This window comes from Arthrobacter sp. SD1074B, assembly GCF_056780195.1.
The window spans coordinates 1,869,538-1,888,504 of sequence record NZ_JBRAZT010000001.1; the positions used below are offsets into that span (position 1 = coordinate 1,869,538).

Annotated in this window: 14 protein-coding genes; 7 read left to right on the forward strand and 7 right to left on the reverse strand. The window is 67.9% G+C overall.

Going from position 1 to position 18,967, the window contains the following annotated elements; translation table 11 throughout:
* Nucleotides 1–25: 25 nt before the first annotated feature.
* The gene (locus ACUYM2_RS08680) at nt 26–490 is read right to left on the reverse strand and encodes a hotdog fold thioesterase (protein ID WP_481599710.1); all 465 of its coding nucleotides are present in this window, start codon (nt 488–490) and stop codon (nt 26–28) included.
* Between ACUYM2_RS08680 and polA the strand changes: the two genes are divergently transcribed.
* The 3 genes from polA to rpsA all read left to right on the forward strand — a co-directional run bounded on the left by polA (nt 489) and on the right by rpsA (nt 6,382).
* Entirely contained in the window at nt 489–3,371 is a 2,883-nt protein-coding gene (gene polA / locus ACUYM2_RS08685) for a DNA polymerase I (RefSeq protein ID WP_481599711.1), read from the forward strand. The genes ACUYM2_RS08680 and polA overlap by 2 nt on opposite strands.
* 38 nt (nt 3,372–3,409) lie before the next feature.
* Entirely contained in the window at nt 3,410–4,696 is a 1,287-nt protein-coding gene (locus ACUYM2_RS08690) for a GNAT family N-acetyltransferase (RefSeq protein WP_481599712.1), read from the forward strand.
* 210 nt (nt 4,697–4,906) lie between these two features.
* Nucleotides 4,907–6,382, forward strand: a complete 1,476-nt coding sequence (rpsA, locus tag ACUYM2_RS08695; protein ID WP_481599713.1) for a 30S ribosomal protein S1 — start codon at nt 4,907–4,909, stop codon at nt 6,380–6,382.
* Nucleotides 6,383–6,580: 198 nt separating this feature from the next.
* Here rpsA and ACUYM2_RS08700 read toward each other — a convergent pair whose 3' ends face one another.
* The 3 genes from ACUYM2_RS08700 to ACUYM2_RS08710 all read right to left on the reverse strand — a co-directional run bounded on the left by ACUYM2_RS08700 (nt 6,581) and on the right by ACUYM2_RS08710 (nt 8,425).
* On the reverse strand, nt 6,581–7,018 hold the full coding sequence (locus ACUYM2_RS08700; RefSeq protein ID WP_481599714.1) for a DUF1810 domain-containing protein: 438 nt from the start codon (nt 7,016–7,018) through the stop codon (nt 6,581–6,583).
* A 188-nt stretch (nt 7,019–7,206) separates the two neighbouring features.
* Nucleotides 7,207–7,740: a GNAT family N-acetyltransferase gene (locus ACUYM2_RS08705; protein WP_481599715.1), complete on the reverse strand. Its 534-nt coding sequence runs from the start codon at nt 7,738–7,740 to the stop codon at nt 7,207–7,209.
* Nucleotides 7,724–8,425 (reverse strand): IMPACT family protein, encoded by a 702-nt coding sequence (locus tag ACUYM2_RS08710; RefSeq protein WP_481599716.1) that lies wholly within the window; start codon nt 8,423–8,425, stop codon nt 7,724–7,726. Before ACUYM2_RS08710 ends, ACUYM2_RS08705 begins: the two co-directional genes overlap by 17 nt.
* Nucleotides 8,426–8,447: 22 nt before the next feature.
* Between ACUYM2_RS08710 and coaE the strand changes: the two genes are divergently transcribed.
* The 4 genes from coaE (at nt 8,448) to ACUYM2_RS08730 (ending at nt 14,444) form a co-directional block, all read left to right on the forward strand.
* Nucleotides 8,448–9,689, forward strand: coding sequence for a dephospho-CoA kinase (gene coaE, locus ACUYM2_RS08715; protein WP_481599717.1), 1,242 nt, complete (start codon nt 8,448–8,450; stop codon nt 9,687–9,689).
* Between the two features lie 40 nt (nt 9,690–9,729).
* Nucleotides 9,730–11,811 carry an excinuclease ABC subunit UvrB gene (gene uvrB / locus ACUYM2_RS08720; RefSeq protein WP_481599718.1) on the forward strand — a complete coding sequence of 694 codons (2,082 nt, stop codon included), beginning with the start codon at nt 9,730–9,732 and terminating at the stop codon, nt 11,809–11,811.
* A 178-nt stretch (nt 11,812–11,989) separates the two neighbouring features.
* On the forward strand, nt 11,990–13,018 hold the full coding sequence (locus tag ACUYM2_RS08725; protein WP_481599719.1) for a TerC family protein: 1,029 nt from the start codon (nt 11,990–11,992) through the stop codon (nt 13,016–13,018).
* Between the two features lie 37 nt (nt 13,019–13,055).
* On the forward strand, nt 13,056–14,444 hold the full coding sequence (locus ACUYM2_RS08730; protein WP_481599720.1) for an MFS transporter: 1,389 nt from the start codon (nt 13,056–13,058) through the stop codon (nt 14,442–14,444).
* 62 nt (nt 14,445–14,506) lie between these two features.
* Here the strand turns inward: ACUYM2_RS08730 and ACUYM2_RS08735 are convergent, their stop codons facing one another.
* The 3 genes from ACUYM2_RS08735 to ACUYM2_RS08745 all read right to left on the reverse strand — a co-directional run bounded on the left by ACUYM2_RS08735 (nt 14,507) and on the right by ACUYM2_RS08745 (nt 18,904).
* Nucleotides 14,507–15,772, reverse strand: a complete 1,266-nt coding sequence (locus ACUYM2_RS08735; protein ID WP_481601445.1) for an alpha/beta fold hydrolase — start codon at nt 15,770–15,772, stop codon at nt 14,507–14,509.
* 64 nt (nt 15,773–15,836) lie between these two features.
* The gene (locus ACUYM2_RS08740) at nt 15,837–16,337 is read right to left on the reverse strand and encodes an N-acetyltransferase family protein (RefSeq protein ID WP_481599721.1); all 501 of its coding nucleotides are present in this window, start codon (nt 16,335–16,337) and stop codon (nt 15,837–15,839) included.
* A 20-nt stretch (nt 16,338–16,357) separates the two neighbouring features.
* Entirely contained in the window at nt 16,358–18,904 is a 2,547-nt protein-coding gene (locus ACUYM2_RS08745; RefSeq protein ID WP_481599722.1) for a DEAD/DEAH box helicase, read from the reverse strand.
* Nucleotides 18,905–18,967: the final 63 nt, after the last annotated feature.

An 18,967-nucleotide genomic window follows, 5' to 3' on the forward strand; every position in this document is an offset into this window, starting at 1 on the left:
TGACTGCCTGCCGGCGACCGGCCGGCTACTCGGCCACATCGCGGAGCAGGTTCGTGATCCTTGCGGTGGAAAGCCGGCGGCCCTGTTCATCAGTCATCACAATCTCGTGGGTCGTGAGCGTACGGCCCAGGTGGATCGCCGTGCAGGTCCCGGTGACGGTGCCGGAGGAGACCGCGCGGTGGTGCGTCGCGCCGACGTCGATCCCCAACGCCTGCCGGCCCGGTCCGGCGTGCATGCCGGCGGCAAAGGAACCCAGCGTTTCGGCCAGCACCACGTGCGCGCCGCCGTGCAGGATGCCTGCCACCTGGGTGTTGCCCTCCACCGGCATCGTCGCGACTGTGCGTTCGGGGCTCATTTCCAGGAAGTGGATCCCCATCTTGACCACCAGGGCGCCCACCCCCATCTGGCCCAGCCAGCCGTGCAGTTCGGCGGGAACGCCGGCGGCTTCCAGTTCGGCGGCGAACGGAGTGGGCGTGAAATTGTCGATCATGGGAACTAGGCTGGCACCTGTGAGCGAAACTACCAAACCGGCCCCTTCCCCTTCAGCCGCAGGCACCATGACTGACAACACCACCGGCGCAATGACTGACACCGCTGCCGCAGCCGGCGGTTCCGTGCTCGTGGCCGAACCGGTGAAGAAGCCCCGCCGCAGCACCGCGGAGGTCTCCGCCACCGAAGCGCCGGTCGTCCCGATCACGGACCAGCCCCGGCTCCTGGTGCTGGACGGACACTCGATGGCGTTCCGGGCGTTCTTCGCCCTGCCGGCGGACAAGTTCTCCACCTCCACCGGGCAGCACACCAACGCCGTGCACGGCTTTACGTCCATGCTGATCAACCTGATCAAGGCACAAAAGCCGACCCACGTGGCCGTGGCCTTCGACGTCTCCGATGACACCACCCACCGCAAGGCCGAGTATGACGGCTACAAGGGCGGACGCAACGAGACCCCGCGGGAAATGAGCGGCCAGATCGACCTGATCGACAAGGTCATGGGCGCGTGGGGCATCAAGACCATCAAGATGCCCGGCTGGGAAGCTGACGACATCCTGGCCACGCTCGCCGCGATGGGGGAGAAGGCAGGCTACGAGGTGCTGCTGGTCTCGGGCGACCGCGACGCCTTCCAGCTCATTACCGACAACGTTTTTGTGCTGTACCCCAAGAAGGGCGTCAGCGATATTCCCCGGATGGACGCGGACGCCATCCAGGAGAAGTACTTCGTCAGCCCGGCCCAGTACTCGGACCTCGCCGCCCTGGTGGGCGAGAGCGCGGACAACCTGCCCGGCGTTCCCGGCGTCGGCCCCAAGACGGCAGCCAAGTGGATCAACCTGTACGGCGGCCTCGAGGGAGTCCTGGAGAACCTCGACGCGATCGGCGGGAAAGTGGGCGACGCGCTCCGCGAAAATGTTGAGGAAGTCAAGCGCAACCGGCGGCTCAACCGGCTCCGCACCGATCTCGAACTGCCCGTCACGCTGGAGGACCTCGCCGACCCGCGGCCGGACCAGGCAGCGCTCGAGGAACTGTTCGACGCCCTCGAGTTCAAGACCATCCGCACCCGCCTCTTCGCCCTCTACGGCAGTGAAGTGACCGAGGCCGAGCGGGAGAGCCTCGACACCCCGGACTTCCTGATCCCCTCGGACGCCGCCGCCCTGGACGCCTTCCTTGCCGCCGGTGCCGGGACACGTGCGGCCCTGGCGGTCGACCTGGTGCCCGGACGGATCGGCGAGGACGCCTCCGCGCTGGCGATCGTGCGCGACGACGCCGCCGCTTACCTCGACCTCACCCGCCTGGACGCCGCCACCGAAAACATCCTGGCAGCGTGGCTGCGCGACGGTAAGGCACCCAAGGTGATGCACGGGTTCAAAGCCGCCCTGAAGGCGCTGACCGCCCGCGGCCTGGAACTGGAGGGCGTGGTGGATGACACCTCCATCTCCGGCTACCTCATCCAGCCCGACCGCCGCAGCTACGAGCTCGCCGAGCTGGCCCAGCACCACCTCAACATCGCGGTCTCCAAGGAGGCCGCCAAGGAAGGCCAGCTTGAGCTGGCGTTCGACGGCGACACCGCGGCCGCCGGGGAGCTGGTGCACGTCGCCGCCGTCGTCCAGGCCCTGAGCCGCTACTTCGAATCCGAGCTGAAGGAACGCAAGGCCCAGGACCTGCTGACTACCCTGGAACTGCCGGTCAGCCGGGTCCTCGCCGACATGGAACTCGCGGGCATCGCCATCGACATGCCGCGCATGGACGAGCAGCTGGCGGACCTCGCCAAGGTGATCGACAACGCACAGGAGCAGGCGTTCGCGGCGATCGGCCACGAGGTCAACCTCGGCTCGCCCAAGCAGCTCCAGACCGTCCTGTTCGACGAGCTGGGCCTGCCCAAGACCAAGAAAATCAAGTCCGGCTACACAACCGACGCCGCCTCGCTCAAGAACCTGCTGGAAAAGACCGGGCACGAGTTCCTGGTCCAGCTGATGGCGCACCGGGAGTCCTCGAAGCTCCGCCAGATGCTGGAGTCGCTGAAGAAATCCGTGGCGGAAGACGGCCGGATCCACACCACCTACGCGCAGAACGTCGCCGCCACCGGCCGGATCTCCTCCAACAACCCGAACCTGCAGAACATCCCCATCCGCAGCGAGGAAGGCCGCCGGGTCCGCGGCATCTTTGTGGTCAGCGACGGTTACGAGTGCCTGCTTTCCGCGGACTACTCGCAGATCGAAATGCGCATCATGGCCCACCTTTCGGGCGACGCCGGCCTGATCCAGGCGTACAAGGACGGCGAAGACCTGCACCGTTTCGTGGGGTCCAACATCTTCCACGTGCCCACGGACCAGGTGACGAGTGCGATGCGTTCCAAGGTCAAGGCGATGTCCTACGGCCTGGCGTACGGGCTGACCTCGTTCGGCCTGTCCAAGCAGCTGGAAATTTCCGTCGACGAGGCGCGGACCCTCATGAAGGACTACTTCGACCGGTTCGGCGCCGTCCGCGACTATCTGCGCGGCGTCGTCGACCAGGCCCGGATCGACGGGTACACCGCCACCATCGAGGGGCGCCGCCGGTACCTTCCGGACCTGACCAGCACGGACCGCCAACTGCGGGAGAATGCCGAGCGGATCGCGCTCAACTCGCCGATCCAGGGCTCCGCGGCGGACATCATCAAGCGGGCCATGCTGGGCGTCTCCGGCGCGCTGGCCGAGCAGGGCCTGAAATCACGCATGCTGCTGCAGGTCCATGATGAACTGGTCCTCGAAGTCGCCGAGGGCGAACGCGCGGCAGTCGAAAAGCTCGTGACGGAACAGATGGGCGCTGCGGCGCAGTTGTCGGTTCCGCTCGAGGTCCAGATCGGCATCGGCTCCAGCTGGTTCGAGGCAGGGCACTAGGCGGTTCAGGTTTGCAGGGATTCCAGGGGGAGCAGCACGTGGCAGAGCAGTACGAAATCAGGCGTTTCCAACCCGCAGCCAAGGACGACCCGGCGTACCCGGAGGCCGTCGCCTGGATGCGGGCCGTAGCCTTCGGCTTCCACGACGCCCGGCGCAGTGACGAGCGGGTCGACAGGGGCATCGCGATGCAGCGCACGGACGGGCGCGTCATGACCGGCGCCTACCAGACCGGGCCCGTCGCGGACCATTCACTCGGCGCCGACGTGCCGGTGGCGACGTTCGGGACGATGACCAAGACGCTCAACATTGGCTTCGGGCGGTTCCTGGACACCCGGCTCGTGACCGCCGTGACCGTGCGGACCTCGCACCGCCGCCGCGGGCTGCTGCGCCGCATGATGGCCGGGGAACTCGGGCTGGCACAGCAGGAGGGCCTGGCGATGGCGGCCCTGACCGCCTCGGAAGCGTCCATTTACGGCCGTTTCGGGTACGGCGTCGCGACGTCGGAACAGTCGATCAAGGTCGACACCAGTGCCCGCTTCGTGGTGGACCACACCCCGGAGGGCAGTGTCGAGGTGGCCGATCCCAAGGTCCTCCTTGAGCTGGCTCCGGCGGTCTTCGACCGCCTGCACCGCCTCACGCCGGGCTCCATTGGCCGGCACGAGTTCTACCGGCAGTTCGCCTCCGGCTCTGTCAGCCGGGACGACGGCGAGGACCCCAAGGTCAAGGTCGCGCTCCACTACGGCCCCGGCGGCGACGTGGACGGTTACGTGTCCTACAAATTCGGCGGCTGGTCCAGCACCCCGTACACCATGGAGGTCATCGACCTGGTGGCGACCACCCGGCACGCCTACCTCGAACTGTGGCAATACCTTGGCGCCATTGACCTCGTCGAACGCGTCACCTGGGACGAGGCGCCGGTTGACGATCCGCTGCCCTGGGCGCTCAGGGATCCGCGCTGCGTTGACGCCTCGGAGGCCCGGGACATGCTCTGGCTGCGGATACTGGACGTGCAAAAGGCCCTGGAGGCGCGCCACTACCCGGCCGACGGCCGGCTGGTGCTGAAAGTGGCTGATCCGCTCGGCTTGACCGGCGGGACGTTCGCCCTGGCCGTCAACGGGGGCGCTGCCGTCGTCACGGAAACGGGGGACGCCGGCGTCGACCTCGAACTGGACGTGGCGGCGCTGTCGTCGATCTACCTCGGCGGCGTGCACCCGGTCACGCTCGCTGCCTCAGGCCGGATCCGCGAGCAAACGCCGGGAGCCGCGTTTCTCGCTGCCCGCCTGTTCGCCGTCGAACGCGCACCGCACTGCCTCACGCACTTCTAGGCCGCTGCCGCGGGCACCGTTGCGCTTTGACCGGCGTTGCTGTAAACGACTAGACTAAACGGGCGTGTACTACGTGCGCGCAACCAAATCCACAGAATCAGGATGACCCGGCGGATCGCCTTTGATCTTCCGTGTTCTCAGGCCGTGTCGCCGACGCGGCCTGGACGGTTTGCCTGACCGACTAACTATCCACAACGGAGCCCCTACTACATGACCATCACCTCCACCGAGAAGCCCGGTACCCCCGTCGTCGCGATTAACGACATTGGTACCGCTGAGGACTTCCTCGCAGCAGTCGACGCGACCATCAAGTACTTCAATGACGGAGACCTCGTCGAAGGTACCGTCGTCAAGGTCGACCGCGACGAAGTTCTGCTCGACATCGGTTACAAGACCGAAGGTGTCATTCCCTCCCGCGAGCTTTCCATCAAGCACGACGTTGATCCCGGAGACGTCGTCTCCGTTGGCGATCAGGTCGAAGCCCTGGTGCTCACCAAGGAAGACAAAGAAGGCCGTCTGATCCTCTCCAAGAAGCGTGCTCAGTACGAGCGTGCCTGGGGCGACATCGAGAAGGTCAAGGAAGAAGACGGTGTCGTCACCGGTACCGTCATCGAGGTTGTCAAGGGTGGTCTTATCCTCGACATCGGCCTGCGCGGCTTCCTGCCGGCATCCCTCGTCGAGATGCGCCGTGTGCGCGACCTTGCTCCGTACATCGGTCAGCAGATCGAAGCCAAGATCATCGAGCTGGACAAGAACCGCAACAACGTTGTGCTGTCCCGCCGTGCCTGGCTCGAGCAGACCCAGTCCGAGGTCCGCTCCACGTTCCTCAACAAGCTGGAAAAGGGCCAGGTTCGTCCCGGCGTCGTTTCCTCCATCGTCAACTTCGGTGCCTTCGTGGACCTGGGCGGCGTAGACGGCCTCGTTCACGTTTCCGAGCTGTCCTGGAAGCACATCGACCACCCGTCCGAGGTTGTCGAAGTTGGCCAGGAAGTCACCGTCGAGGTTCTCGAGGTCGACCTGGACCGCGAGCGCGTCTCCCTGTCGCTCAAGGCTACGCAGGAAGATCCGTGGCAGACCTTCGCCCGCACCCACGCCCTCGGCCAGGTTGTTCCGGGTAAGGTCACGAAGCTGGTTCCGTTCGGCGCGTTCGTTCGCGTTGAAGACGGCATCGAAGGCCTGGTCCACATCTCCGAGCTCGCCGTGCGCCACGTTGAGCTGGCCGAGCAGGTTGTCTCCGTTGGTGACGAACTGTTCGTCAAGGTCATCGACATCGACCTCGAGCGCCGCCGCATCTCGCTGTCCCTCAAGCAGGCCAACGAGGGCGTCGACGCCGAGTCCACCGAATTCGATCCGGCGCTCTACGGCATGGCCGCTGAGTACGACGAAGAGGGTAACTACAAGTACCCGGAGGGCTTCGATCCGGAGTCCAACGAGTGGCTTGAAGGCTACGAAACGCAGCGCGCCGCCTGGGAGCAGCAGTACGCTGACGCCCAGACCCGCTGGGAAGCCCACAAGAAGCAGGTTGCCCAGCACGCTGCCGACGACGCTGCCGCTGCAACGTCCGGCGACAGCGACTCCGGCACGACCAGCTACTCCTCCGAGCCGGCCGCAGCCGAGACCGGTGCAGGCACGCTTGCGTCGGACGAAGCCCTTGCCGCTCTGCGCGAGAAGCTGACCGGCAACTAATTGCCACCGGCCCGGGTTGCTCCGGGCCAACTACAGCGGGTCCCTGCTACGTGCAGGGGCCCGCTTTGGGTTTAAGCCGGGCTATACCGGTCCTGGGGACACGCCCACTCCTGGTCGCCAGGAGTGGGCATAGCGGGGTTATGTCCACTCGCCGGCGGCGCCGCGGAGCATGTCCCTGCGCCGGCCAGGCAGGGGTGCTCAGGCGAGTGGGGCCAGGAGCCGGTCCGTGGCTTCATCGGGGACTCCGCCGAAGTATTTGTCCAGGATGTCCCGGAACACCGGCTCGTCGGGTGCCGCCCGAAGGAACAGGGTCGACGACGAGTGCAGCTTGCGTGCGTCGATGCTGCCGAAAATCTGGTCCGCGCTGCGATCCTCGACAGCCAGGACCGCCCGGAAACATTCCAGGAGGCGGGCGCCCAGGAGCGGATGGTCAAGATAGGCCTGCGCCTCATCCAAGGAGGAAATGGCATACTTCCGCGAGGTGGGGCTCAGTCCGAGGCCTGCGGTCTGCGGGAAGATGAACCACATCCAATGGCTTCGCTTGGCCCCGGCGCGGAGCTCCGATAGTGCCCGCTGGTAGGTGGCCGCCGCGTCCTGGGCTTCCAAGAAGCGCGCGAGGTTAAAAGGGTCGTCCACGTCTGTTCTCCTTGTTCGCTCGCCGGGGCCTATCCTTCATCCAACCACTGTTCCGGCCTCACCGGGAGGAGCACGTCCATCCTTGGGCGCAGCCGGTGGACATAGTGGCCTTATGCTCATTTCCCGGTGCGGGCACGGGGCATGTCCCCTGGAGAGGGCGGAGCGGAAGGTCATCCGGGCACACGGGGCTAGCCGAGCCTGAGGCGCGCGCCTACCCGGTGGCCGTCCGTTGCCAGCTCGGCGCCGGCGGAACGAAGCAGGGCCTGCGCGGCGCCGTTGCCGGCGGTCGTTTCGGCCAGCAGCAGGTCCGCCCCGGCCGCGGCGGCTTCGGCCTTGACCAGCCGCAGTGCCTCCCGGCCGATGCCGCGTCCGCGGAAACTGCGGCCCAGCCAGATGCCGGTCTCCAGGGCGCCGCCGTCGGGGGACGGCCCGGGCGCGGCAGCCGGGACCCGCAGGAGCCGGATGGAACCGGCCAGCTCGCCGTCGGCCGTGATCGCCCAGGTTTTCTGCCGCGCCGGTCCGTCGAGCCCTGCCGCGGCGGCGCGGTGGTAGTCCCGGAACCAGCTGATCCGTTCGGTATTCCAACCCACGGCGGTGCCCAGCGGCGGCGTGACCTCGTCGGCGTCGGCGTCGTGCAGCGCGACCGCCAGCCGCCCCTCCAGCACCGGCTCCGTCACGTCGACCAGCGCGACGACTGGCACCGGCTCAGTTGATGGCAACATCGATCCACTCCGTTTCTCCGGGCTGCAGCGCGGCGCTTCCGGCCGAGAGGGCCGCGAGTCGGACAGCGGCCTGCGCCAGCACTGCCGGGTCGTCCGGCAGCGCCAGCCGAAGGACTGTCGTCTGCGCATCATAGCTGGTGCCGGCCATTACATAGCCGGCCGAGCGCAGTTCATTCTCGAGCCTGCCGGCGGACGCGTGCGGCACCGGCACGGCGCAGATCCGCAGCCGCTGCCGACGCACCAGCGGCGCGAGTTCCAGCGCGGCGGACACGGATTCGGAATAGGCCCGGACCAGTCCGCCGGCACCGAGCAGGATGCCGCCGAAATACCGGACGACGACGGCGGTCACGTCGCTGAGGTCGGTCACGCCGGGCGCGGTTTCGCGTTTCAGCAGGGCCTCCAGCATCGGGATGCCCGCCGTGCCGGAGGGTTCGCCGTCGTCGCTGGAGCGCTGCACCCCGCGGTCAGGGCCGAGCACGAACGCCGAGCAGTGGTGCCGCGCGTCGTGGAATTCCCGGCGCAACCCGTTGACCAGGGACCTTGCGCTGTCCTCGTCGGCGGTGCGCTGGAGCACCGTGATGAAGCGGGAGCGTTTGATCTCCAGCTCGTGGCGGAAGCCGCCGCCGGCCGCCAGCGTGGTGTACACGGTGGCCCTGCTTTCCGGGGAAACCGCGTCGACTGGCACGGCTTCAGTTTAGTCTGGTGGGGTGCTGAAGATTGGTTTGACGGGCGGCATCGCCTCAGGAAAGTCGGTGGTGGCGTCGCGGCTGCGCGAGCTGGGCGCGGTGCTGGTGGACGCCGACGCGCTGGCCCGTGAGGTGGTGGAGCCGGGCACGCCCGGACTCGCGCGGGTGGTGGAAGCCTTCAGCTCCGCCATCCTGGGACCGGACGGCGCCCTGGACCGCGCCCGCCTCGGCGCCCTGGTGTTCGGCAACCCGGAACGGCTCGCCGTGCTGAACGGCATCATCCACCCCTTGGTCAGGGAACGCGCCGCAGCCCTGGCCGCCGCAGCCCCGAAAGGTGCCGTCGTGGTCCAGGACATACCGCTCCTGGTCGAGACCGGCCAGGGCGCGAACTTCCACCTCGTGGTGGTCGTGGACGCCCCGGAGGACCTCAGGGTGCGGCGGATGGTGGAGCACCGCAAGATGACCGTCGAGGAGGCGCGCTCCCGCATGGCAGCCCAGGCCACGCGCGCGGACCGGCTGGCCGCGGCCGACGTCGTGCTGGACAACTCCGGTTCCAAGGACGAGCTCCGGGACGCGGTGGACCGGCTCTGGCAGCGCCGGCTGCTGCCGTATGCGGAGAACCTGGCCAAGCACCGGATGGCCCCGCGCGTCGGCGGACCGGTGCTGAGCCCCGCGAACCCCGACTGGCCCGCCCAGGCCTCCCGGCTGGCCGCCCGGCTGCAGGCCGTTGCGCCCCGGGACATCCTCGCGGTGGACCACATCGGCTCCACGGCCGTCCCGGGCCTGGCCGCGAAGGACGTGCTGGACCTCCAGCTCACCGTCCGGGACCTGGCGACGGCGGACCGCCTGGAGCCGCTGCTGGCCGCGGCGGGGTTCCCGCGCTGGCCGGGAATCGGCGCTGACAACCCCAAACCCGCGCACCCCGACCCGGCCGACTGGGACAAGCGGGTGCACGGCAGCGCAGACCCCGGCCGTCCCGTGAACCTGCATGTCCGGGCCGCGGGATCGCCGGGCTGGCGGTACGCGTTGTGCTTCCGTGACTGGCTGCGCGACGACGCCGCAGCCCGCACCGACTATCTGGCGGAAAAGCGGCGCGCGGCGCGGCGGCACGGCGTGGACAAGTCCACCGCTGCCTACGCCGCGGACAAGGAAGAGTGGTTCACGGCCTACGCCGCCCCGCGGATGGACGACTGGGCCAGGCGCACCGGCTGGCATCCGCCGTCGTACGCCGCCTCCGGACCGGGCGGTACAGCCCAAAGCTGAATCAGGGCAACCTGTCCGAGGGCGGCGGTAGATTAGTAGCATGAGCCTTGCCCAGGAAATCAACCGTGTTGTGGCGCCCTTCGAGGTCATCAGCGAGTTCAAGCCCGCCGGGGACCAGCCCGCCGCGATCGCCGAACTGACCGAGCGCATCCAGAACGGCGAGAAGGACGTGGTGCTCCTCGGCGCCACCGGTACCGGTAAGAGCGCGACGACGGCGTGGCTGATCGAGCAGGTCCAGCGGCCCACCCTGGTGATGGTGCAGAACAAGACCCTCGCCGCGCAGCTCGCGAACGAATTCCGGGAACTGCTCCCGAACAACGCCGTGGAGTACTTCGTCTCTTACTACGACTACTACCAGCCCGAGGCCTACGTGGCGCAGACGGACACCTTCATCGAGAAGGACTCCTCCGTCAACGAGGAAGTCGAACGGCTCCGGCACTCGGCCACCAACGCGCTGCTGACCCGCCGCGACGTAATCGTCGTGGCCACCGTGTCCTGCATCTACGGCCTCGGCACCCCGGAAGAATACATCGCCGGCATGGTGACGCTCCGCAAGGGCGCCGAGATGAACCGCGACGACCTGCTCCGGAAGTTCGTCTCCATGCAATACACCCGCAACGACATGGACTTCCACCGCGGCACGTTCCGGGTCCGCGGGGACACCGTGGAAATCATCCCCATGTATGAGGAACTGGCGATCCGCGTCGAGTTCTTCGGCGACGAGATCGAGAACATCTACACCCTGCACCCGCTGACCGGCGAGGTGATCCGGGACGAGACCGAGATGTATGTCTTCCCGGCTTCCCACTACGTGGCCGGTCCCGAGCGAATGGCCCGCGCGATCAAGCGGATCGAGGACGAACTCGCCGACCGCCTCAAGGTCCTCGAGAGCCAGAACAAGCTCGTCGAGGCCCAGCGGCTGCGGATGCGCACCACGTACGACCTGGAAATGATGCAGCAGATGGGATTCTGCAACGGCATTGAGAACTATTCCTCGCACATTGACGGCCGTGCCCGCGGGACCGCGCCGCACTGCCTCATCGACTACTTCCCGGACGACTTCCTCCTGGTTATCGATGAATCCCACGTCACCGTGCCGCAGATCGGCGCCATGTACGAGGGCGACATGTCGCGCAAACGGAACCTCGTGGACCACGGCTTCCGGCTGCCCTCGGCGATGGACAACCGCCCGCTCAAGTGGGACGAGTTCCAGGACCGCGTGGGCCAGACCGTGTACCTGTCCGCGACCCCGGGCAAGTACGAACTCGGCAAAGCGGACGGGTTCGTCCAGCAGATCATCCGGCCCACCGGCCTGATCGACCCCGAGGTCATTGTCAAGCCCACCAAGGGCCAGATCGACGACCTGCTGGGCGAAATCCGCACCCGCACCGCGAAGAACGAACGCGTCCTCGTCACCACGCTGACCAAACGGATGGCCGAGGACCTCACCGACTACCTGCTGGGCCACGGTGTGAAGGTCGAATACCTGCACTCCGACGTCGACACGCTGCGCCGCGTGGAGCTGCTGCGCGAACTACGGATGGGGGTCTTCGACGTCCTGGTCGGCATCAACTTGCTCCGGGAAGGCCTTGACCTCCCCGAGGTCTCGCTGGTCAGCATCCTCGACGCCGACAAGGAAGGCTTCCTGCGCTCCTCCACGTCGCTGATCCAGACCATCGGGCGTGCCGCCCGCAATGTCTCCGGCCAGGTCCACATGTATGCGGACAAAATCACGGACTCGATGGCCCACGCCATCGACGAAACGAACCGGCGCCGCGCCATCCAGGTGGCCTACAACAAGGAAAAGGGCATCGACCCGCAGCCGCTGCGGAAGAAGATCGCCGACATCACGGACCAGATCAACAAGGAGGACGCGGACACCCGCGAGCTGCTGGCCAGCGCGGGCAAGGCCCGGGGCAAGGGCAAGGGCAGCTCCAAGGTCCGCGCCGACGGCCTCGCCGCCGCCCCGGCGGAGGACCTGGTGGGCCTGATCGAACAGTTGACCGAGCAGATGCATGCCGCAGCCGGCGAGCTGCAGTTCGAGCTTGCCGCCCGGCTCCGGGACGAGGTCGGGGAGCTCAAGAAGGAGTTGCGCCAGATGCAGTCGGCCGGGCACGCCTAGGGTAAAGTGGGACAGACGTAGGGGAGTATCCCAAGCGCTACGATCGTCAACACGCACGGCACAGATGCCTTGCCGGGCGTAGCGGGCAGCGAATCGGCACCGGAGGGCAACGGCCCCGGCGCGGCAGCTTGCCGGAGAGACTTACACCGCTTAGTTGTACCCTGCGAAAGGTATCTTTGTGCCCGAACTTCCCGTCTGGTTCGAGATCGGCTCCTTCGTCGTTCTCGGCATCATCCTCGCCATCGACCTGCTCCTGGTGCTGAAGCGCCCGCACGAGCCGTCCATGAAGGAAGCGGGCCTCTGGGTCTCCTTCTACATCGCACTGGCGCTCGTCTTCGCCGGAGCCATGTTCCTGTTCACCGGCCCGGAGTACGGCGGGCAGTTCATCGCCGGCTGGGTGACGGAGTACAGCCTCAGCATCGACAACCTGTTCGTCTTCATCATCATCATGGCGCGCTTCTCGGTACCCCGTAAGTACCAGCAGGAAGTGCTCATGGTAGGCATCATCATCGCCCTGATCCTGCGCGGCATCTTCATCCTGCTCGGCGCGATCGTGATCGAACAGTTCAGCTGGGTCTTCTACATCTTCGGCGCGTTCCTGCTCTGGACCGCCTGGAAGCAGGCACAGGACGAGGGCGAGGATGAGGAAGACAAGGAAAACCCGCTGATCGCCCGGATCCGCCGGATCCTGCCGATGTCGGAAAAGTTCGACGGCGGCAAGCTGCGCACCGAGGTCGACGGCAAGAAGGTCTTCACCCCGATGCTGATCGTCTTCGTTACCATCGGCATGACCGACCTGCTCTTCGCCGTGGACTCCATCCCGGCTATCTTCGGCCTGACCCAGAGCGCGTTCATCGTCTTCACCGCCAACATCTTCGCCCTGATGGGCCTGCGCCAGCTGTACTTCCTGCTCGGCGGCCTGATGAACCGGCTGATCTACCTCAAGCACGCGCTGTCCGTCATCCTCGCCTTCATCGGCGTCAAGCTGGTGCTGCACGCCATGCACGTCAACGAACTGCCCTTCATCAACGGCGGCAAGCACATCGAATGGGCCCCGGAGATCCCGACCTATGTTTCGCTCGGCGTGATCATCGGCACCATCATCATCGCGGTCGTCGCCAGCCTGGTCAGCTCCAAGGCGTCGAGGGCCAAGCTGGACGCCCGGCTCGAAGAGGACTCCCGCAAGAGCCTCACCGACGCCGAGTAGCGCCCCCGGGGGCCCCGCAGGGGGCTAAGCTCGGAGCGTGAAAATCTTTGACGCCACGACGGCGGCCGGTACGGCGCTGCACCCGCAACGGGTGCAGCGCCGTACCGTTGTGGTGCTCAGCGCCGCCCAGCTGCTCAGCGGCGTGGGCGGCGGCGCCAGCCTCTCTGTCGGCTCGCTGCTGGCCGTCCAGCTCTCCGGCTCCAACGCCTGGGCGGGGTCGGTGACCACCACCATGACCCTGGCTGCCGCATTGGCGGCCCTGCCGCTCGCCGGCCTGGCCGGACGGCGCGGCCGCCGGCCGGCGCTCGTCACCGGGTTGCTCTCCGCGATGACCGGCGCCCTGCTGGTGATCCTGGCGACCGTCACCGGCGTCTTCCCGGTGCTGCTGCTGGGCGCCGCCATGCTGGGCCTGGGCACGGCGGCCAACCTGCAGGCACGCTTCGCCGCCGTCGACCTCGCCGAGCCGGAACACCGGGGACGCTCCCTCGCGGTTGTGGTCTGGGCGGTCACGGCCGGGGCCGTGGCCGGACCCAACCTGATCCAGCCCGGCGCGCTGGTGGGGCAGGCGCTCGGCCTGCCGCCGATCTCCGGGCCCTTCGTGTTTTCGACGGCCGGGCTGGCCCTCGCGGGGCTGCTGCTGTTCATCGGGCTCCGCCCGGATCCGCTGCTGCTGGCCGCCCGGATCCGGAGCAGGTCAGCGGAGCCGGCAGCGGGGGCGCCGGCCGCGGCAGCGGACGAGCCCGCGAAGGGGACTGCGGGCCGCCGGGGCAGGCAGGCCCTGCGGAACGGGCTGCGGGCGGCACGGTCCTCGCCCCGCGCCCGGCTGGCTCTGCTCGCCGTCGTCGCCGCGCACGGCTGCATGGCCGCCGTGATGTCCATGACGCCGCTGCACCTGCAACTACTCACCGAAGGGCCGCTGGCCGGTCACGACCCCGGGCATGCGCACGCCGCGGGCACCGACGTCTTTGTGCTGATCGGTTTTACGATTTCGCTTCACATCGCCGGCATGTACGCCCTCTCACCGGTGATGGGCTGGCTCACCGACAAAATCGGCCGGCTGCCGGTGATCCTGCTGGGCCACGGCCTGATCCTCCTCGCCGCGTGCGTCGCAGGGTTCGGCCAGGCGCAGCCGGTCCTGGTCACGATCGGACTCGTGCTGCTGGGCCTGGGCTGGTCTGCGGCCACCATCGCAGGATCCACCCTGCTCGCGGAGAGCGTCGCCGCCGGAGACCGGGTCCTCGTCCAGGGCGTGTCGGACACCCTGATGGGTGTCGCGGGAGCGGTGGGATCGGGTTTCGCCGGGCTCGTGATGAGCGGGGTCGGTTACCAGGGCCTGAACCTTGCGGCGGCCGTGGTGGCCGCCGCGGTGCTGGCAGTGGTCGTGGCGGCGGGACCACGCCGCACCGCCGGCCCGGTCGGGGCCTGACCCCCGGCTGAGGCCAGAGCCCGCGGGGGCTCAACCCGGTGCCGGAACAGCCTTGGGACGGCTCAGGCCGCGCCGGCGCGGGTCATGCCGAGCAGCCGGCCGAAGATGGCCTCGCCGTCGTCGGCGATGCCGTCGTGGTGGTACTCGTCGGTCTCCCACACCTGCAGCCGGCGCACGGCCGCGGCGGTTTCCAGCGACAGGTCCCGGTCCACGTAGATGTCATCGCTGTACACGGCGGCCGCCACCGGTACGTTGTTGAGGGCAAGCCGCTCGGGGTCGTAGAGCGGTTTCCAGTCGCTCTTCTCGGCGAGCAGCTGAGCCACCGTCCGGAGCGGACGCAGGGCCGGGTCCTGCTCGAAATACCAGGGATAGACCATCTCACCGGTCAGCAGCGGGTCGGCTGCGTCGGGGCGGAATTCCGGGAAGTCCTGGAGCACCCGCAGCGCAGCCCAGTCGGTGGCCTCGCCCTGGCCGTAGATGGACTCATGCATCAGGGCGTACAGCGGGTTCGAGGCGCGGGAGACGACTCCCCGGACCTGCTCCAGGAAGCCGTCGGAGAGCCGGTCGCCGTCGGGGGTACTAACAAAGGCATCCTCGAGCAGGTGGTGCAGGCCGTCCACGCGGGTGTTGCCGCCGAGGTAAGAGCCCACCATCTGGAACCGCTCCACGGTGAGCCGGCTGCCGTCGGGCAGGAACTCCTCGGATTCGCGGAGGTGCCGGGCGATCCGGCTGACCAGTTCGCGGTCCTGCGGGTACCAGCCGAAGTATTCGACGTTCCGCGCGGCCACCCGGCGGAAAGTCGCCTGGTAGACCCGGTCCGCCGGACCGGCCAGGGGAGCAAGACCGCCGGTGATCAGCGCCTCGCGGAGCCCCTCCGGGGCGAAGGACAGGTAGCTGAGCGCGCAGAAACCGCCGTAGCTCTGCCCGTAGATGGTCCAGGGCTCGGCGCCCAGGGTCCGGCGGATAGCTTCCGCGTCGGCCACGATCGAGTCCGCCCGGAAGTGCTCCAGGTAGTGCGCCTGGTCTCGCTCGTTCCCGCGCAGCGGGAGGGTGTTGCGGTCGACGGGGGCGGACAGGCCGGTGCCGCGCTGGTCCAGCATCAGGATCCGGAAGTCCTTCGCCGCGGCCTTGCTCCAGCCGCCCAGGGCGGGGAACCGGTTGCCGCGGCCGCCGGGACCGCCCTGCAGGTACAGCAGCCACGGCAGTTCCGCGGCGGCCTCCTCGCTGTGGTCGGCGGAGACGTATTCGCGGGCAAAGACCGTGATCGTTTCGCCGCCGGCGCCGAAGTGGTCCAGCGGAACCTCGAAGTAGTGCTCGGCGGTGCGCATGCCGCGGTAGGCGTGCCGGGCCTTGACGATGTGCGGGACGGAAGCTGTCGTCGCCGAAACAGTGTCAGCCACGCGCGTCGGCCGTCCGGGCGCCGGCGAACGCGTCCAGGGCTTCGCCGGTGAGCCGGAAGGTGGACCATTCGTCCATCGGAGCGGCGCCGAGGTTCTTGTAGAACGCGATCGAGGGTTCGTTCCAGTCCAGCACGCTCCACTCCACCCGCGCGTAGCCGCGGTCGACGGCGGTCGCGGCGAGGTGCTGCAGCAGCGCCTTGCCGTGGCCGGCGCCGCGGGCCTCGGGCATCACGTACAGGTCCTCGAGGTAGATGCCGTGCACGCCTTCCCAGGTCGAGTAGTTCAGGAACCACAGCGCGAAGCCCTGGACGTCGCCGGCCTCGTTCTCCGCCATCGTCGCGTAGACGCGCGGGTTCTCGCCGAACAGCACCTCCGTGAGCATGTCCGGGGTGTTCCGGACGGCGTCCGGCTCCTTCTCGTAGATGGCCAGGTCGTGGATCATCTGCAGGATGGCAGGGACGTCGTGGGCGGTGGCCGGGCGGATTACACTCATGGACGCCAGTTTACTAGCGGCTACAGGCGGTTCACGTCGGTCACGCGCACGACGGCGGTGCCGGTGTCGTCCGAGGCGGCCAGGTCCACCTCGGCGGAGATGCCCCAGTCGTGGTTGCCGGCCGGGTCATCGAATATCTGCCGAACCTTCCAGATGCCGGGCTCCTCGGTGATGATCAGCAGGCCGGGCCCGCGGGCGTCCGGGCCGGTCCCGATGTCCCCGTGCTCCTCGAAGTAGTCGTCCAGCGCATCCTCCCAGCGTTCCGCGTCCCAGCCGGAACCGCCGTCGAGCTCGCCCAGCGCAGTGGCGGCTTCATCCGCGAACAGCTCCACCCGCCGGAACATCTCGTTGCGGACCATCACCCGGAAGGCCCGGACGTTGGAGGTCAGCGACGGCGGCGGGGGCGGCGGCGCGTCGTGCGGGGTCGGGGCGGCACCGGAGGTGAGCTCCTCCCATTCGTCCAACAGGCTGGAGTCCACCTGCCGTACCAGCTCGCCGAGCCACGCGATCAGGTCCTCGAGGTCCTCGCGCAGCGCGTCCTGCGGCACGGTCTGCCGAAGGGCCTTGAAGCCGTCGGCCAGGTACCGCAGCACAATACCCTCGGACCGGGCCAGGCCGTAGAACTGCACGAATTCGCCGAAGTTCATGGCCCGTTCGTACATGTCCCGGATCACGGACTTGGGGGCCAGCTCAAAGTCACCGATCCACGGCGCGGCTTTGCGGTACACGTCGAACGCCTCGCCGAGAATCTCGGCGAGCGGCTGCGGGTAGGTGACCTCCTCAAGCATGGCCATCCGCTGGTCGTACTCGATCCCGTCGGCCTTCATCGCGGCGATCGCCTCGCCGCGCGCCTTCTTCTGCTGCGCCGACAGGATCTGCCGCGGCTTCTCCAGCGTCGACTCGATCACCGAGACGACGTCTAGGGCGTACGACGGCGACTCCGGGTCCAGCAGCTCGAGGGCCGCCAGGGCGAAGGGGGAGAGCGGCTGGTTCAGGGCGAAGTTCGCCTGCAGGTGCACAGTGAGCCGCACGCTGCGTCCATCCGGGCCCTGCTCGGCGGGCGGGATGCGTTCGACGACGCCGGCGGCCAGCAACTCACGGTAAATGCCGAGGGCCTTCTTCATCAGCTGCAGCTGCGCCGCGCGCGGCTCGTGGTTTTCAGTCAGCAGGCGGCGCGCGGCCTTGAATGGATCGCCCGGGCGTTCCATCAGGTTCATCAGCATCGCGTGGGTGACGGTGAAGCTGGAGCCCAGCGGGTCCGGCACGGATTCCACCAGCCGCTTGTAAGTGGGCTCGCCCCAGGACACAAAGCCCTCCGGCGGCTTCTTCTTCACCACCTGGCGCAGCTTCTTCTGGTCGTCGCCAAATTTGGCCGTGGCCTTGGCCATCGCCTTCACGTTTTCGATCACGTGCTCGGGCGCCTGGACCACCACCGTCCCGGCAGTGTCATAGCCGGCGCGGCCTGCCCGGCCGGCGATCTGGTGGAACTCGCGGGAATTCAGCAGGCGGGTGCGGACGCCGTCGTACTTGCTCAGCGCCGTCAGGAGCACGGTGCGGATGGGGACATTGATGCCCACGCCCAGCGTGTCGGTGCCGCAGATGACCTTCAGCAGGCCGGCCTGGGCCAGCTGCTCGACGAGCCGGCGGTACTTGGGCAGCATGCCGGCGTGGTGCACGCCGATGCCGTGCCGGACCAGCCGGTTCAGCGTCTTGCCGAAGCCCGCGGCGAAGCGGAACCCGGCAATCAGCTCGGCGATCTTGTCCTTTTCCTCGCGGGTGCAGACGTTGATGCTCATTAGGTTCTGGGCGCGGTCGATCGCCTCGAGCTGGCTGAAGTGCACGACGTAGACCGGCACCTGTTTGGTCGAGAGCAGCTCCTCAAGCGTCTCGTGCACGGGGGTCTGCTGGTAGTAGAAGTGCAGGGGGATCGGCCGTTCGGCGGAACTGACCGTCGTCGTCGGCCGGCCGGTCAGTGCGGTGATGCCCGCCTCGAAGCGGGTGACATCGCCAAGCGTGGCGGACATCAGCAGGAACTGGGCCTGCGGGAGTTCCAGCAGCGGCACCTGCCAGGCCCAGCCGCGCTGCGGATCGGCGTAGAAGTGGAACTCATCCATGATGACTGCGCCGAGCTCCGCGGCGGAACCCTCGCGCAGGGCGATGTTCGCCAGGATCTCCGCGGTGCAGCAGATGATGGGCGCATCCTGGTTGACGCCGGAGTCGCCGGTGATCATGCCGACGTTTTCGGCGCCGAAGATCTCGCAGAGCGCAAAGAACTTCTCCGAGACGAGCGCCTTGATCGGGGCCGTGTAGTAGCTGCGCACGCCGCGGGCCATCGCTTGGAAATGCGCCGCAATAGCCACTAGCGACTTACCGGAACCGGTGGGGGTCGCCAGGATGACGTTGGACCCGGCGGCGAGTTCCATCACCGCCTCGTCCTGGGCGGTATACAGGGCGAGCCCGCGGCTCTCCGTCCACTCGACAAACCGGGTGTAAAGCTCATCCGGATCAAGGCCGGTCCTGCCGGGAACTCGGGCGGCCGGGGCGGGAAGCTGATCAACGAGTTTCATTGCCTTCCAGCTTAGTGGCCAGCGGCACGGCCGGCGGCGCGGGTTAGGCTTCGGCTGACAGAA